Annotated in this window: 15 protein-coding genes and 2 tRNA genes; 8 read left to right on the top strand and 9 right to left on the bottom strand. The window is 64.6% G+C overall.

The window, feature by feature from the left end:
- Positions 1 to 68: 68 nt before the first annotated feature.
- The 5 genes from ACXAEH_RS09330 to ACXAEH_RS09310 all read left to right on the top strand — a co-directional run bounded on the left by ACXAEH_RS09330 (position 69) and on the right by ACXAEH_RS09310 (position 4,943).
- Entirely contained in the window at positions 69 to 353 is a 285-nt protein-coding gene (locus tag ACXAEH_RS09330) for a DUF3572 domain-containing protein (protein ID WP_475032223.1), read from the top strand.
- Positions 354 to 410: 57 nt separating this feature from the next.
- Complete coding sequence (locus tag ACXAEH_RS09325; protein WP_475032221.1) at positions 411 to 1,100, top strand: HAD family hydrolase; 690 nt, start codon at positions 411 to 413, stop codon at positions 1,098 to 1,100.
- Between the two features lie 226 nt (positions 1,101 to 1,326).
- Entirely contained in the window at positions 1,327 to 2,886 is a 1,560-nt protein-coding gene (locus tag ACXAEH_RS09320; RefSeq protein ID WP_475032219.1) for a trimethylamine methyltransferase family protein, read from the top strand.
- A 429-nt stretch (positions 2,887 to 3,315) separates the two neighbouring features.
- Positions 3,316 to 3,903: a heme NO-binding domain-containing protein gene (locus tag ACXAEH_RS09315; protein ID WP_475032217.1), complete on the top strand. Its 588-nt coding sequence runs from the start codon at positions 3,316 to 3,318 to the stop codon at positions 3,901 to 3,903.
- A complete protein-coding gene (locus ACXAEH_RS09310) occupies positions 3,900 to 4,943 on the top strand; it encodes a diguanylate cyclase domain-containing protein (RefSeq protein WP_475032216.1) in 1,044 nt (347 codons plus the stop codon). Before ACXAEH_RS09315 ends, ACXAEH_RS09310 begins: the two co-directional genes overlap by 4 nt.
- A 144-nt stretch (positions 4,944 to 5,087) precedes the next feature.
- Here ACXAEH_RS09310 and ACXAEH_RS09305 read toward each other — a convergent pair.
- The 6 genes from ACXAEH_RS09305 to ACXAEH_RS09280 all read right to left on the bottom strand — a co-directional run bounded on the left by ACXAEH_RS09305 (position 5,088) and on the right by ACXAEH_RS09280 (position 10,158).
- Positions 5,088 to 5,162, bottom strand: a tRNA-Glu gene (locus tag ACXAEH_RS09305).
- 170 nt (positions 5,163 to 5,332) lie between these two features.
- Positions 5,333 to 5,407, bottom strand: a tRNA-Glu gene (locus ACXAEH_RS09300).
- A 104-nt stretch (positions 5,408 to 5,511) separates the two neighbouring features.
- Positions 5,512 to 7,251 (bottom strand): single-stranded-DNA-specific exonuclease RecJ, encoded by a 1,740-nt coding sequence (recJ, locus tag ACXAEH_RS09295; protein ID WP_475032214.1) that lies wholly within the window; start codon positions 7,249 to 7,251, stop codon positions 5,512 to 5,514.
- Between the two features lie 108 nt (positions 7,252 to 7,359).
- Positions 7,360 to 8,346, bottom strand: a complete 987-nt coding sequence (gene glpX, locus ACXAEH_RS09290) for a class II fructose-bisphosphatase (RefSeq protein ID WP_475032213.1) — start codon at positions 8,344 to 8,346, stop codon at positions 7,360 to 7,362.
- Between the two features lie 155 nt (positions 8,347 to 8,501).
- A complete protein-coding gene (locus ACXAEH_RS09285) occupies positions 8,502 to 9,788 on the bottom strand; it encodes a homoserine dehydrogenase (protein WP_475032212.1) in 1,287 nt (428 codons plus the stop codon).
- Positions 9,789 to 9,903: 115 nt separating this feature from the next.
- Positions 9,904 to 10,158, bottom strand: coding sequence for a hypothetical protein (locus tag ACXAEH_RS09280; RefSeq protein ID WP_475032210.1), 255 nt, complete (start codon positions 10,156 to 10,158; stop codon positions 9,904 to 9,906).
- Between the two features lie 175 nt (positions 10,159 to 10,333).
- Between ACXAEH_RS09280 and ACXAEH_RS09275 the strand changes: the two genes are divergently transcribed.
- Positions 10,334 to 10,921: a TetR/AcrR family transcriptional regulator gene (locus tag ACXAEH_RS09275; RefSeq protein ID WP_475032209.1), complete on the top strand. Its 588-nt coding sequence runs from the start codon at positions 10,334 to 10,336 to the stop codon at positions 10,919 to 10,921.
- The gene (locus tag ACXAEH_RS09270; RefSeq protein WP_475032208.1) at positions 10,918 to 11,397 is read left to right on the top strand and encodes a GNAT family N-acetyltransferase; all 480 of its coding nucleotides are present in this window, start codon (positions 10,918 to 10,920) and stop codon (positions 11,395 to 11,397) included. Before ACXAEH_RS09275 ends, ACXAEH_RS09270 begins: the two co-directional genes overlap by 4 nt.
- 8 nt (positions 11,398 to 11,405) lie before the next feature.
- On the opposite strand, the gene ACXAEH_RS09265 is transcribed toward ACXAEH_RS09270, so the two are convergent.
- On the bottom strand, positions 11,406 to 11,708 hold the full coding sequence (locus ACXAEH_RS09265) for an antibiotic biosynthesis monooxygenase family protein (protein ID WP_475032206.1): 303 nt from the start codon (positions 11,706 to 11,708) through the stop codon (positions 11,406 to 11,408).
- 71 nt (positions 11,709 to 11,779) lie between these two features.
- A complete protein-coding gene (locus ACXAEH_RS09260) occupies positions 11,780 to 12,691 on the bottom strand; it encodes a pirin family protein (protein WP_475032204.1) in 912 nt (303 codons plus the stop codon).
- A 218-nt stretch (positions 12,692 to 12,909) separates the two neighbouring features.
- Between ACXAEH_RS09260 and ACXAEH_RS09255 the strand changes: the two genes are divergently transcribed.
- The gene (locus ACXAEH_RS09255; RefSeq protein ID WP_475032202.1) at positions 12,910 to 14,097 is read left to right on the top strand and encodes an adenylate/guanylate cyclase domain-containing protein; all 1,188 of its coding nucleotides are present in this window, start codon (positions 12,910 to 12,912) and stop codon (positions 14,095 to 14,097) included.
- Between the two features lie 18 nt (positions 14,098 to 14,115).
- Here the strand turns inward: ACXAEH_RS09255 and ACXAEH_RS09250 are convergent, their stop codons facing one another.
- A complete protein-coding gene (locus ACXAEH_RS09250) occupies positions 14,116 to 15,306 on the bottom strand; it encodes a reductive dehalogenase (RefSeq protein ID WP_475032199.1) in 1,191 nt (396 codons plus the stop codon).
- Between the last annotated feature and the right edge of the window lie 14 nt (positions 15,307 to 15,320).

The raw sequence follows: 15,320 nt of genomic DNA, 5'->3' as shown, positions 1-15,320 counted from the left end.
GAGACTGGTTAAGAAACTCTTTCGGATTTTTACTAAATTGGCCGCAATGCGGCAGGAAAGTGGGCAGTATGCGGATTTCCGCCGATGGTGCAGAGACGCTGGCGCTGAAGGCTTTGGCCTGGCTGGCGGGAAATGATGAGTTGTTACCGGTGTTTCTGGGCGCAACCGGCGCCAGCGAGGCGGACTTGCGGGCGCGGGCGGCGGAACCGGAGTTCCTGGGCTCGGTGCTCGATTTCTTAACGATGGACGATGGCTGGGTGATGCAGTTCTGCGATTCCCAGGGGCTGGCCTATGAGGTGCCCTTGCAGGCCAGGATGTCGCTTCCAGGCGGTGATCAGGTGAACTGGACTTGAGATTGCGGGCCCGCGTGCCTAGGGTCCGGCCCGAATCCAGCGGAAAAAGGACCTGCCATGCCCGTTGATGCTTTGCTGTTCGACAAGGACGGAACCCTGTTTGATTTTGCCGCCACCTGGAACGGCTGGGCTGCGGAGCTGCTGGACACTCTGGCCCAGGGGGACCAGGCCGCCAAAGCAGCGATGGCTGAAGTGATCAGCTATGACCTGGAGCGGGCGGCCTTTAATCCGGACAGCCTGGTGATTGCCTGCTCCAACGATGAGGTGGCAGCAGCGCTTGCGCCTTATGTCACGCATATGAGCCTGGCGGAGCTGACGGACTACCTGGCGGCCAGCGCCTCGGATGCGGAGCTTGCCCCGGCGGTGCCGCTGGCGGATTTCCTGGACAGCCTGCTGGCCCGCGGCAAGGTGCTGGGGGTGATGACCAACGACGCAGAAGTTTCGGCCAGGAGCCAGCTGCATCGGGCCGGCGTGCTGGACCGCTTTGCCTTTGTGGCGGGCTGCGACAGCGGCCATGGCGCAAAACCCGACCCGGACCCGCTGCTGGCCTTCTGCAAGGCGGCGGGCGTCCGTCCGGAGCGCACCGCGATGGTGGGCGACAGCCTGCATGACCTGGAAGCGGGCGCTGCTGCCGGCATGCGGCGGATCGGGGTGCTGACCGGCATGGCGCTGCGCGAGGAGCTGACACCGCATGCCGATGTGGTGCTGCCCGACATCGGCCATATCCCGGCCTGGATCGACAGCTGACCGGCACGTTCCCAGCTTGAATTTTATGCAATGCCGGCGTGCCCTCTTGCACGCCGGTTTTTTGTGCTGCTAACTGGGCATAAGTGTCTAGTGTTTGAGTTTTCCGCCGTTTCATGCGGAAAATGCGACAAAACGGGTCGGGAATGGACATTTAGCGCGGTCCGGGATTGGGCCAACTGGGTGCTCACAGCGGGAATCTTTTTTTACTGGCCAAGGGGAGGTCAACATGTCGGAAACAGGTGCGCGCAAGCGGCGCGGCGGAGGCAGGGCAGGTGCAGCGGCCCGGCGCGGCAGCGCGGCGCTGGAGCAGATGCCCTGGCAGATCCCGGTCAACATCGACCGGCCGGTCGAGCCCCTGAGCGAAGAGGGCGTGCAGGCGATCCACGAGGGCGCGATGCGGATCCTGGAGGAGATCGGTGTGGTCTTCCTGAACCCGGAAGCGCTGGAGATCTTCAAACAGGCCGGCGTCAAGGTCGAGGGCGAGCTGGTCAGGATGGACCGGGACTTTGTGATGGAGATGGTGGCCAAGGCGCCCCGCGAATTCTCGATCACCCCGCGCAACAAGGAGCGGGCGATCCCCTTGGGCGGCAATCATATCCTGTTCGGCAACGTATCCTCGCCGCCGAACTACTGGGACATGGAGCTGAACAAGAAGGTGGCGGGCAACCGGGAGCAATGCCGCAACCTGTTGAAGCTGACCCAGTATTTCAACTGTATCCACTTTGCCGGCGGCTACCCGGTGGAGCCGGTCGACATCCATGCCTCGGTCCGGCACCTGGATGTGCTCTATGACAAGCTGACCCTCACCGACAAGGCGATGCACGCATACTCGCTTGGCAAGGAGCGGGTCGAGGATGTGATGGAGATGGTGCGGATTGCCGGCGGGCTCAGCCATGAGGAATTCGACGCCCAGCCGCATATGTATACCAACATCAACTCCACCTCGCCGCTGAAGCACGACTTCCCGATGATCGACGGCTGCCTGCGGCTGGCGCGGCGCGGTCAGGCGATTGTGGTCTCGCCCTTCACGCTGGCGGGGGCGATGGCGCCGGTGACGATGGCGGGTGCTGTGGCGCAGTCGATTGCCGAGAGCCTCTGTGCGATTGCGCTGTTCCAGTATGTGCGCCCCGGGACGCCTTGTGTGATCGGCACCTTTACCTCCAACGTGGATATGAAGTCGGGCGCGCCGGCCTTTGGCACGCCGGAATACATGCGCTCGACCCAGATGACCGGGCAGATGGCGCGGTTCTACGGGCTGCCGATGCGCTCCTCGGGGGTCTGTGCAGCGAACGTGCCGGACGGGCAGGCAATCTGGGAGACTTCGAATTCGCTGTGGGCGGCGGTGCAGTCGGGCACCAATATGGTCTATCACGCGGCCGGCTGGCTGGAGGGCGGGCTGATTGCCAGCCCTGAGAAGTTCATCATGGACTGCGAGATCCTGCAGCAGATCGAACGCTACATGCAGCCGCAGATCTCGGCCACCGGGCCCGATGAGATTGCCCTGGATGCAATCAAAGAGGTGGGCAACGACGGTCATTTCTTTGGCATTCAGCACACCCAGGACCGCTATACGGAGGCCTTTTACCAGCCGTTCCTGAGCGACTGGCGCAATTATGAGGCCTGGGAAGCCGCTGGCGCCACCTGGACCGCGGAACGCGCGCATAAGATGTTCAAGGAAATCATCGCCGATTTCGAAGAGCCGCCGATGGACGCGGGCATCCGCGACGAACTGGCGGATTTCGTCGCCCGCCGCAAAGCCGAAGGCGGTGCGCCCACCGACTTCTGAGCGGGCAGGAATGCTGGAATCAGAGGTGGAAAAGCGGAGGTGCCCCCTCCGCTTTTTTGCGTGATGCGGGCGCTGTTGCACCAGTTTCAGGAAAGAAGCCGCCGGTTTGCCGGTGCAGCCAAGCGCGGTCTTGCCTCCTGCGGCGGGCCGGTCCAGTAGGGAGGGGTGCCAGCTGCCGCCCGCCGGGCAGTCTGCGGGCGCGTGCAAACTGAGTATTTGTTCATCGGAAGTGAGTGGCCAGGGGCCCGGTTGCCGGATTATGATTGCTAAACGCACATGGGCGGTTGCCGCTGCTGAGGGCGCAGAGTTCGTGCAAGAGTTAAAAATTACGAGGGAAATGCACGCGATTTTTCACGCAAGCTTGCCTTGTTGGGCCTTTCTTAACCCGCAGATGCCAAAACTGGGGCATAGGCAAAGAGGGGCCATTGCATGCACGGTCTGATCAACAGGGCGATCCAGGCTTTTGTGACCAGCACCTACGGGGTGGAGCGCTGGAACGAGATCATGGAACAAGCCGGGCTTGGGTTCACCGAGTTCGAGGCCATGCTGTTTTACACCGAAGAGCAGTCCGGCCGGATGCTGGCCGCGATGGAGGGTGTTCTGGCGCGCCCGCTGCCGGAGATGCTTGAGGATATGGGAACTTTCCTGGTGTCCAACCCGCAGGTGGAGGCGCTGCGCCGCCTGCTGCGCTTTGGCGGGGTGAATTACGTGGAATTTCTGCATTCGCTGGACGATCTGCCCGACCGGGCCCGGCTGGCGGTGTCGGACCTGCAATTGCCGGGGCTAGAGCTGGTGGAACAGGCGCCGGAACAGTTCGAGCTGATCTGCCAGCCAGGCCTGCCGGGCTATGCGCATGTTCTGATGGGGGTTTTGCGCGCTATGGCCGATGATTACGGTGATCTGGTCTTTATGGACTACAGCGGCAAACAGGATGGGGCCGAGGTGATTTCGATCACCCTGGTCGAAACCAAGTTTGCAGCCGGGCGCGAATTTGATTTGGGGGCGCATTCCTTATGATGACACTCCAGCAGCTGACCGAGATGGCGGGCGTTGTCTGCCCGATGTATGCGGTGGTCGATTCCAAGGGGCGGATTGTCTCTGCGGGGCCGACCCTGAAAAAGCTGCGGCCGCAGTTGGAGTGGGAGGGGCGCCGGTTCTTCCGGGTGTTCGACCTGTCGCGGCCGCGCTCGGTGCGCTCGGTCGAGGACCTGCAGCGCACCTCCGGCAGCAAGCTGCACCTGCAGTTCCGGGATGAGCCGCAGACCGGCCTCAAAGGCGTCTGCACGCCGCTGCCGGACGGGCGGGGCGTGTTCATCAACCTGTCCTTCGGTATTTCGGTTCTGGAGGCGGTGCGCGACTATGACCTGACCAGCGCTGATTTCTCGCCAACCGACCTCACCATCGAAATGCTGTATCTGGTGGAGGCGAAATCGGCCGCGATGGAGGCGTCGCGCCAGTTGAACACCCGCCTGCAGGGGGCCAAGATCGCGGCTGAGGAACAGGCCTTTACCGACACGCTGACGGGGTTGAAGAACCGCCGGGCGATGGATCATGTGCTGGGGCGGCTGATCAGCAGCGGCCGCGAATTTGCGCTGATGCATCTGGACCTGGACTTCTTCAAGCAGGTGAACGACACGCTGGGCCATGCGGCAGGCGATGCGGTGCTGCAGCAGGCGGCGCGGATCATGGTGGAATGCACCCGCCAGTCCGACACCGTGGCCCGCGTGGGCGGCGACGAATTTGTGATGATCCTGGAAGGGGCCATGGACACGGCCCGCCTGGCCTCCATTGCCAAGCGGCTGATCGAGCGGCTGGAGGAGCCGATTCCCTTTGGCGCCGAAACCTGCCGGATCTCCGCCAGCGCAGGCACAACCCTGTCGACCTGGCAAAAGGAGCCTGACGCCCAGCAATTGCTGAATCAGGCGGATCTGGCGCTTTACGCGGCCAAGCGTGCGGGGCGGGCGCAGCATTTCTTCTACCGTGCCGGCATGGAGGAGGAAGAGGCGGGCGGCGATGCCGCAGTGCTTCAGGCCGCTGGGCGCGGCCCGGCCCGCTGAGCAGAAGAACGCTGTTTTTCAGCACTGTCTGCATGCAGCTTTCGGGCTGCATGCCCTTGCAGCTGATCCGGCTGCACAAACCCGCACAGCGTGCGCAAGCAGCCTGTCTGCAAGGCCGCGATAGTTTCGTTTCCGGGAGAAAAGTGGCAGCCCGTAGGGGAATCGAACCCCTCTTTCCAGGTTGAAAACCTGGCGTCCTAACCGATAGACGAACGGGCCACTCTGTCTGTGAGGCGGTGTTTACTGATTGCATTGGCCGGGCGCAAGAGGGTTTTTGCAGAAATGCGAAGTTTTTCCGGGCCGTAGGATTGCTGGCTAATTCGATGAAAACGAACGAAAAAATCCGCATGACTGCGGCGAAATTCCTGGCGGTGCCTAAGCTGGAGAAGTGGCAGCCCGTAGGGGAATCGAACCCCTCTTTCCAGGTTGAAAACCTGGCGTCCTAACCGATAGACGAACGGGCCACTCAGTGCGTGAGCGGGTATTTAGTTATAAGCGCCGGAACCCGCAAGAGAAAAAATACGGTTTTGTGAAATTTCTTATCCACAGAGTGCAAGCGATTGAAATCTCAGGCTTCTGCGGCGTCTTCCAAGCGCAGTTGCGGGCTTTGGCGGCCGCCCCAGGTGTTCACTTCCAAGCGGCCGGCAAAGTGGAAGCGGGCGCCGCCATGCTCCAGCAGCTTCGGCCCCAGCGCGGTGTCGAAAGCGCCAAAGCAGATCGCATCGACGCCGCCGCCCATGCCGTCGCTGAGCGAGAGCTTCAGGTGGCTTTCGCCGACCTTCTTGGCAAAGCGCACCTGCAGGTCCGGCAGCGCATAGCGCGGGGCAGGGGCGCCGGCGCCAAAGGGGCCTGCCTGTTCGATCTGCTCGATCAGATCGACGCTGGCCGCCCCCGGCATCAGCGCGCCGTCCAGTTTCAGGTCCGCCGGGCCGCCTTGGCCGGCGCCCTGCTTGGACAGCAGTTCCGTGAGGCGTTCCATTGCCGGTTCCAGTTTGTCGCGCATCACGGTGAGCCCTGCTGCCATCTTGTGGCCGCCGCCCTTGACCAGCAAGCCCTCGGCCGCCAGCCGTTGGATCGAGGCGCCAAGATCGACGCCGGAGACGGATCTGCCGGAACCTTTGCCCTCCTCGCCGTCAAAACCGATCACGATGGCAGGCCGGTTGGCGGCTTCCTTGAGGCGCGAGGCGACGATACCGACCACGCCGGGGTGCCAGCCTTCGCCTGCGGCCCAGACCAGCGGCGCCTCCAGGCCGCGCTCTTCGGCCTGGTCCAGGGCTGCCGCGCGCACCGCGTTTTCGATGTCGCGGCGTTCGGTGTTCAGCTCGTCCAGCCGTTCGGCCAGGGCGGCGGCTTCATACGGGTTGTCGGTCGACAAGAGCCGTGCGCCCAGATCCGCCTTGCCGATCCGCCCGCCCGCATTGACCCGCGGCCCCAGCAGAAAGCCGAGGTGATAGGTGGAGGGTGCTGAATCCATGCGGCTGACATCGGACAAGGCAACCAGGCCGGGGCGCTTGCGCGCGCCCATCACCTTCAGCCCCTGGCGCACCAATGCCCGGTTGGCGCCGATCAGCGGTGCCACATCGGCCACGGTGGCCAGCGCCACCAGGTCCAGCAGCGCCATTAGGTCCGGCCCTTTGGCACCCGCCTCGCGCATTTGGCGGCCGGCCTCGACCAGCATCAGGAACACCACGCCTGCAGCGCAGAAATAGCCCAGATCGCCGCTTTCATCCTGGCGGTTGGGGTTCACCACAGCCACGCAGTCCGGCAGCGTCTCGCCGCCCAGGTGGTGGTCCAGCACGATCACATCGGCGCCTTTGGCGGCGGCGATCGGCTCGTGGCTGAGGGTGCCGCAGTCAACGCAGATGATCAGATCATGGGCTGCGGCCAGCTCCTGCATGGCGGGCACATTGGGGCCATAGCCCTCGTCGATGCGGTCGGGAATATAGAGCGTGGCCTCAAGCCCCATCTGCCGCAGCCAGACCAAGAGCAGCGCGGCAGAGCTGCCGCCGTCCACATCATAGTCGGCAAAGACCGCAATCCGCTGCTTGCGCTGCACCGCTTGCAGGAACCGCGCGGCGGCGGCTTCCATGTCTTTCATCTCGCGCGGGTCGGGCAGCAGTTCCTTCAGCTTGGGCTCCAGAAACCCTGTGGCCTCCATCGCGGGCACCCCGCGGCGGGCCAGCACCTGGCAGACCGAGCGGGGCAGGCCGGTCTGCTGCGCCATCATCTCCGACGCCCGGTCCACCTCAACCCCGGGACCCACCCAGCGGCGCCCGGTCAAGGACTGTTCAACACCCAAAAAGCTCATCATCTGCCCTCATATGCAAAGGCCGGACCCAATACGGACCCGGCCCTTCTTCTGGCTCTAAATATCCCCGCCGGAGGCAGCGGCGCAAGCCGCAGCTTGGCGCAACGCTTAGTCCTGATGCGGCGCCAGCGGCGTGCGGTAGGTCATGCGGCGCACGGAGCCGGTTTTCGAGCGCATCAAGAGGGTGGTGGTCTCCACCCAGCCCGGCTCGCGCTTGATACGCGGCAAGAGCGAGCCGCCGGTCACGCCGGTGGCGGCAAAGATCACGTCCTGGGTCACCATCTCGTCGCGGGTGTAGATGCGGTCCAGATCGGTGATGCCGGCCTTGGCGGCGCGCGCCTTTTCGTCTTCGTTGCGGAACACCAGGCGGCAAAAGATCTGGCCGCCCATGCATTTCAGCGCGGCTGCTGCCAGCACGCCTTCGGGTGCGCCGCCCTGGCCCATGTACATGTCGATGCCGGTGGTCTCGGATTCGGCGCAATGCATGACGCCGGCCACGTCGCCGTCGGTGATCAGGCGGATCGAGGCGCCGGTTTCGCGCACTTCGGCGATCATTGCCTCGTGGCGCGGGCGCTCCAGGATGCAGACGGTGATGTCGGAAGGCGCGCAGCCCTTGGCAGCGGCCAGGGCCTCGACGCGTTCGCGCGGAGACATGTCCAGCGACACCACGCCGTCCGCGTAACCCGGGCCGATCGCCAGCTTGTCCATATAGGTGTCCGGCGCGTGCAGCATCGAGCCGCGCGGGCCCATGGCGATCACGGTCAGCGCGTTCGGCATGTCCTTGGCGGTCAAGGTGGTGCCCTCCAGCGGGTCCAGGGCGATGTCGACGCCGGGGCCGTTGCCGGTGCCGACTTCCTCGCCGATATAGAGCATCGGCGCTTCGTCGCGCTCGCCTTCGCCGATCACCACCACACCGTTGATGTCCAGCAGGTTCAGCTGCTCGCGCATGGCGTTCACGGCGGCCTGGTCGGCGGCTTTTTCGTCGCCGCGGCCGATCAGCGAGGCAGAAGCCAGCGCGGCCTGTTCCGCAACGCGGGCCAGGCCCAGCGACAGCATGCGGTCATGAAAGGGCGCGTCAGAGGTGTTCGAAGTCATACCGGAAATCCTGTCTCAACGGGAAAGATGTGAATGGGCGTTTCACGCCGAATAGCGCGGGGCGGGGCTTGCTCGCAAGGGCCGATAGCGCTCGCCGCGGCAGGAAAGCCCCGCCGCAGCGCAGTATGTTGCGCATTTCCGCCGGTTGGCGCGGCTCAGAGCTCCTCGATGCGGAGCGCAACCGGATCGCCGTCGACCACATCGGTGGCGGCGAGGCCTTCGAGTGCTGCGTCCAAAGTGGCGCGGGTGCATTTGTGGGTGACGATCAGCACCGGAGCAACCGGGGCGGAATGGCCGTACTGGCGCATCCGGTCGATGGAGACGCCGGCTTCGCCCAGAACCGCGGCCACTTTGGCCAGCGCACCGGGTTTGTCCAGCAGCTCCATGCGCAGGTAGAAGGGGGCGGGCAGGCCGGTTTGTGCGGCAGGGACTTCCTGGAGGGTTTCCGCAGGCTGGCCGAAGGTTGCGATGCGCAGGCCGCGGGCCAGGTCGAGTACATCGCCCATCACCGCGCTGGCGGTCGGGCCTTCGCCTGCGCCGGGGCCGCGCAGTACCACTTGTTCAATCGAGTCGCCTTCGATCACCACCATGTTGGTGCCGCCTTCCAGCTGGCCCAGCGGCGAGTTCGCAGGCACCAGGCAGGGCGACATGCGCTGTTCCAGCCCGCGGGCGGAGCGCTGCGCCACACCCAGCAGCTTGATGCGGTAGCCCATGTCGGCGGCGGCGTGGATGTCTTCCAGCTGGATGCGCTGGATGCCTTCCAGTTCCACGTTATCAAAGGCTGGTTTGGTGCCGAATGCGATGGAGGCCAGCAGCGCCAGCTTGTGGCCTGCGTCAATGCCGCCGACGTCCAGGTTCGGATCGGCTTCGAGGTAGCCCAGGCGGCCGCATTCCTCGAACAGCGCGTTGTAGCCCTGCTCGGTGGCCTGCATCTGGGTCAGGATGTAGTTGCAGGTGCCGTTCATCACTCCCATGACGCGGGTGATCTCATTGCCGGCCAGGCCTTCGGTCAGCGATTTGATCACCGGGATGCCGCCAGCCACCGCTGCCTCGAAACGGATCACCCGGCCTGCGGCCTCGGCCTGTTCGGCCAGCGCCTGGCCGTGGATCGCCAAGAGCGCCTTGTTGGCGGTGACCACGTCCTTGCCCGCGGCCAGGGCGGCCTCGGTTGCGGCCTTGGCGGCGCCTTCATGGCCGCCCATGAGTTCAACAAACACATCCACGTCGTCGCGCACCGCCAGCGCCACCGGGTCGGTCTCCCAGGCGTAGTCCTTGAGCGAGACGCCGCGGTCCTTGTTTGCGTCGCGGGCAGAGACCGCCGAGATCACAACGGGGCGCCCGGTCCGTGCCTCCAGCAGCGCAGCATGGCGGCGGACGATCTTCACCACACCGATGCCAACCGTGCCCAAACCTGCAATCCCAAGACGAAGCGGTTCTGTCATAGCTGGAGGTCCTTTGTTCCAAAATTCTCAGCCCCGCCTTAGCCGGTTCGGCGCGGGCGTGCAACGCTGCTGCGGGGCAAGGAATGGTGATGCAGGCGGGAAAGCCGGGAACGGGTCAGAATTCGGCGTTTTTCACAGCCTCGGCGCGGCGTTTCAGCCGGGCGGCGCGGGCGTCGAGTTCGTCCTGCAGCTCGTCGCCTGCCTGTTGCGGCGGGTTCAGCGGTTGCAGTGCGGTGTCCAGCGGCAGCAGCTTGGGATAGTCCGCACCGCGCAGGTCCGGGGTCAGCCGGTCTTCCAGCTCTGGCACGCGGGTGCAGGCGGCGGTTGCCGTCATGGCCAGAAGGAGTGCGATCCGTGTCCAAATCTGCATTGAAGAGTTCCCGTTGCTTATCCTGCCGGTTTTAGGGGGTCCGGCGCCGCGGCACAATTGAATTCCCGCCGGGACGCAGGGGATTGGCTTGGCCCGGCCTTGCGGGTAAAGGGCAGGCTGGCTTTCGGGCAATCTCTCTCTTTTTTCTGAACACATGTTCAGTTACGGTCGCATCATGGCACGTACCCAAGGTTCCCATTCCGGTATCACCGGCCCCAAGATCCGCGAAGCCGCTTTGCGGCTGTTTGCGCAGCAGGGCTATGCCGCGGTCTCGATGCGCCAGATCGCCAAGGAGGTGGGGGTGCAGGCCGGGGCGCTGTACAATTACACGCCCGACAAGCAAAGCCTGCTGTTCAACCTGATGGAAACCCACATGGTGGAGCTGCAGGCAGCCTGGGACGCGGTGCCGCGGGCCGGCAGCGCGCTGGCGCGGCTGCGCGCCTTTACCGGTTTCCACATCCGCTTTCACCTGGAACGCCCGGATGCGGTCTTCATTGCCTATATGGAGCTGCGCAACCTGACGGAGGCGAATTTCACCGTCATCGAATCCCTGCGCCGCGACTATGAGAACGGCGTCGAGGGGATCCTGAAGGAAGGTGTGGAGCAGGGGGTGTTTGCCATCCCGGACACCAAGATCGCCACCCTGGCGGTGATTGCGATGCTGAACGGGGTCAACACCTGGTACCGCTCCGAAGGGCGGCTGTCGCTGGATGAGGTGGAAACCGTTTACTGGGGCATGGTGCAGAAAGCGGTCAGCGCATGAGCCTGCTGGACCTGCAAACCAGCCGGTTGCGGGCGGCTCCCTGGCAGGGGCTCGCGGACAGGGAACTGGCGGCGCTGTTTGCGCCAAAGGTGGTGCAATGGCTGCCCGCCGGGTTCCAGTCGCCGGCAGACGGCCCTGCGCGCCTGGCGTTTCTGGAAGCGGTCTCGCAGCAGGCCGAGCTGATAGCCTTGCGTAACGCGGCGGGGCAGGGGATCGGCCTGGTGATCCTGTCCTTTGCCGAAGAAGGCACCTTCACCCGGAACCTGGGTTATCTGTTTGCCGAAGCTGCCTGGGGGCAGGGGCTGGCAAGCGAGCTGATTGCTGGGCTGCAGGCCCAGTTCCGTGGCAGCGGAGTGACCCTCAGCGGCGGTGTGATGCAGGAGAACGCGGCCTCAGCCCGGGTGCTGGTGAAAGCCGGGTTTGCGCCCAAGGCAGCAGGCAGCGAGACTGTCTACAGCTGGCGCGCAGACGGCTGACGCTTGGGTCAGCTGAGCAGGCCGATCATGTCGTAATGGTCGATCTGACGGCTCAGCACCATCGGGTCCTCCTCGGGCAGCACATGCGGCTGTTCCCAGTCTTCGCCGGCAAAGGCCTGCAGCGCCTCGACGCTCTCCCAGACCATGACAACGCAGAAGGTGGCGGGTGAATCCGGTCGCGGCAGCCCGGCGGTGACCGAGACCAGCCCTGGCTGGCGGCGCACATGCGGCACCGCAGTATCGGTCAGAAAGGCCTTGAAGTCCTGGATCTTTTCGTCGCGGACGGTGGCACGGAACACCCGGATAATCATCACTCCCCCCATCGGTCTTTGGACAGGGGGAGTATAGCATATCAATGGCCCGTTTGGGCGGGCCAATCCAGTCAGTGCGCGGGCTTGATGAATGTCCCGTTGCGCAGATCGCGGAAGGCCTGGTGCAGCTCGGCCTGGGTGTTCATCACGATCGGCCCGTGCCACGCCACCGGCTCATTGATCGGGGCGCCGGAGATCAACAGGAAGCGCACGCCCTCGGGGCCCGCCTGTACGGTGATCTCGTCACCGGTGCCAAAGCGGATCAGGGTGCGGTCGCCGGACAGATCGCGAATGTTGACCTCCTGGCCTGCAACTTCCTTTTCCAGCAGCACGCCCTGGGGCGCGGAGGCATCGGCAAAAGCCGCCTCACCTTCAAACACATAGGCAAAGGCGCGGCGGTAAGTGTCGATGGGCAGGGTCTTCTTGACGCCGGCGGGCACGAAGACATCCAGATACTGCGGGTCGGCGGCAATACCGTCCACCGGGCCGCGCTTGCCCCAGAATTCACCGGTGATCACTTTCACCCGCGTGCCATCATCGTCGATCACCTCGGGGATGTCGGTACCGCGCATGTCCTGGTAGCGCGGCGCGGTCATCTTCTGGCTGGCGGGCAGGTTGCCCCAGAGCTGGAAGCCGTGCATCTGGCCCTTGGCGTTGCCCGCGGGCATCTCCTGATGCAGGATGCCGGAGCCGGCAGTCATCCATTGCACATCGCCCGCGCCCAGGGTGCCCGCATTGCCCAGCGAGTCGCTGTGCTCGACTGAGCCTGCCAGCACATAGGTGATGGTTTCGATGCCGCGGTGCGGGTGCCAGGGGAAACCGCGCAGGTAATCCTCGGGATTGTCGTTGCGGAAGTCGTCGAACAGCAGGAACGGGTCCAGCTCCGACGGGTCCTGAAAGCCGAAGGCGCGGTGCAGTTTGACCCCGGCGCCCTCGGTGTGGGGCTGGGCAGGGCGGGTCTCGATGATAGGTCTGAGGGACATGGGCCTGTCTCCTGGTTTCCGTTGCTTGCGGGTAAAATAGGATGTGCGGCGGCGCCGGAAAACCGGCTGCGGGCCACGTGTGCTGTGCGCTGGTGAACAGAGCGCCCCGCAGCCCGCAGGGCTGCCCGGCCCAACGGGACGCAGGCCGCCAAAGGCGGCAAGGACGGGCGGGAGTTCCCCCGTTGCCGGGCGCCGCGCAGGCGGGGTAGCTTAAAGGCATGACACAAGCACCTGATCTGTTGCAGCTCTTGCCGCCTGAGCGTCTGCAAGGCGCTCTCAGCCTGATCACCTACATGCTGGGTGAGGCCCGTGCCGCCAGCGATGCCGATGATGTGCTCACCCGGATGTCAGAGCTGATCCGTGCAGGCGGTGTGCCGTTGGACCGGGCCACCTCCATTGTGCCGCTGCTGCATGCTGAGGCGGTGGCCAGCGCTCGCTTCTGGGAGCGCGGCGAGGGTGCGCGCAGCTACTTGTTTCCGTTCAGCGAGGAAAGCGGCCAGGGCTATGCCCATTCCCCGGCGGCCGATGTGCACCGGACGGGCGAATGGGTGATCCTGTGGCTGCCGGACACGCCGGACGAGCGTTACGGCATCGTGCCGGAGCTGAAGGCGGACGGCTTTACCCACTATGTCATGGCGCCGGTCTTCATGCGCAGCGGCATGGCCGGCACCTTCAGCTTTGCAACGCAAGCGGCTAAGGGGTTTTCGCAGGAGGACATCACCTTTCTGCGGGCTGTGTTCCCGGCGTTGTCGGCCTGCCAGGAGATCCTCACCACCGCTCGCGCCATGCAGGAGGTGCTGCGGATCTATGTCGGCGAGGAGCCGCAGCGCAGGATCATCTCGGGCGACGTGCACCGGGGCGAGGTGATGCATATCCGTTCCGCCATCCTGTTTGCCGACATGCGCCGGTTCACAGAACTGACAGCGGGCATGAGTGCCGAGGAGGCCACCGGCCTGCTCAATGCCTATTACGACTGCATCGTGCCGCCGATTGAGGAAGCGGGCGGCGAGGTGCTGAAATTCATCGGCGACGGTGTTCTGGCGATCTTCCGCGCCGAAGGGGACGGGGTGCAGACCTGTGCTCGGGCGTTGGAGGCCTCACGCGAAGGGCTGGCGCGGGTGGCTGCCCGCTCTGGCGTGCCGGGTTTCGAGGTTGGCATTGCACTGCATTTCGGCGAGGTTGCTTTTGGCAATGTCGGCTCCGGTATGCGGCTTGACTACACGGTGATCGGACGTGACGTGAACCTGGCGGCGCGTGTGGCCGGGCTCTGCGGTTCCAAGGGGGAGGTGCTGCTGGTGTCGTCGGAGTTCAGGAAACGGGCTGGGCTTTCGGGGCGCTCACTAGGCGCGCAGAGCCTGAAGGGGCTGCAAGGCCGGGAAGAGGTGTTTGCGATCCCCGCGCGGTGAGCCCGTTCTGGGTAACCCTCACTCCACTGAGGAATTGGCGGCCTTGTTCCACCACTCGGACGGTTTGATGCGCTGACCATGTTTGCCGGCCAGCCGCAGCGCCAGCTTGCGCAAGGGGCTCAGCGCCAGCTTCAGCCACAGCCGGTTGCGCCGCTTGGAATAGTCGCGGTTGAACGGGCAGACCCGCATGCAGATGGCGCAGTCAGAGGCCATCTTGGCCCAGAAGGAGAAGCATTTCTCGGCATCCGAGGTCCATTTCCTGACGCCCTTGATGGCCGAGACATTGGCAGTGTCCGTTGACGGCGGCCCGTAAGGCAGCGCCTTCACCGGGCAGGCATCGGCGCATTTGGTGCAGATGCCGCAAAACGCCCTCACCCCCAGTGGCTGCGGCGCATCATGGGCCAGCGGCAGGTTGGTGAAGATCTTGGAAAACCGCAGGCGCGGCCCGAATTCCGGTGTGATCACCATCTGGTTGCGGGCGTATTCGCCAAGGCCTGCCTTGACCGCGTAAGGGATCACCAGGCCTGTGTCGTTCATCGACGGCACCGCCTCATACCCGAGGTTGCGGATATAGGCGGCGAGCTGCATCACGATAGAGGCCTCGTGGCTGTATTCGCGGCCTGTTGCGGCACCAGCCAGGGCAGAGGGGTAGGTGGCCACCAGTTCCTTGTCCATCTCATGGCCCAGCACGATGACGCTGTTCAGCCCTTCGGGCAGATCATGCGGCGCTTCCGACATGTCGCGGGCATCGACGCGGGACGTGTAGAGCCAGCGTTCGTCCATGTCGGTGATGCCGCAGAGGCTGGCGCCAAAGAAGTTTGCAATGCGCTTCACCTCCGCCGACATCTTGGCGGGGTCGCCGATCTCCAGCGCGTCCTTGGCCACCGGTGTGTCGGGGCGGATCGCGGCCTGGAAACCCTCGCGGATGCCTTCCTGCGCGCGGCGGCCGGAGACCACGTCGGAGATCAGCCAGGCGGCATTGCGCAGGGCAAAGTCGCGCTGGGAGAAACCGTCGCCGCGGCGCGGGGCGGCCTCCATCCGGTAGGAAGAGAAGAATTTCGCGGTGTGCTTGGATTTGACCCGCTCGTCCCAGAAGGCGCGGGTGAAGATGTCGTTGCGCTGCGAGAACCGCTCGAAATCATCGGTGACTTCGATCCCTGCGGCTGCATCGCCGTCGCGCTGAGGCGGGGTGTTCTGTGGCCAGGGCATGGGCGGACGCTATC

The sequence above is a fragment of the Leisingera sp. ABM4_060 genome (assembly GCF_056158765.1).
This window is presented reverse-complemented; position numbering and strand designations above follow the sequence as displayed.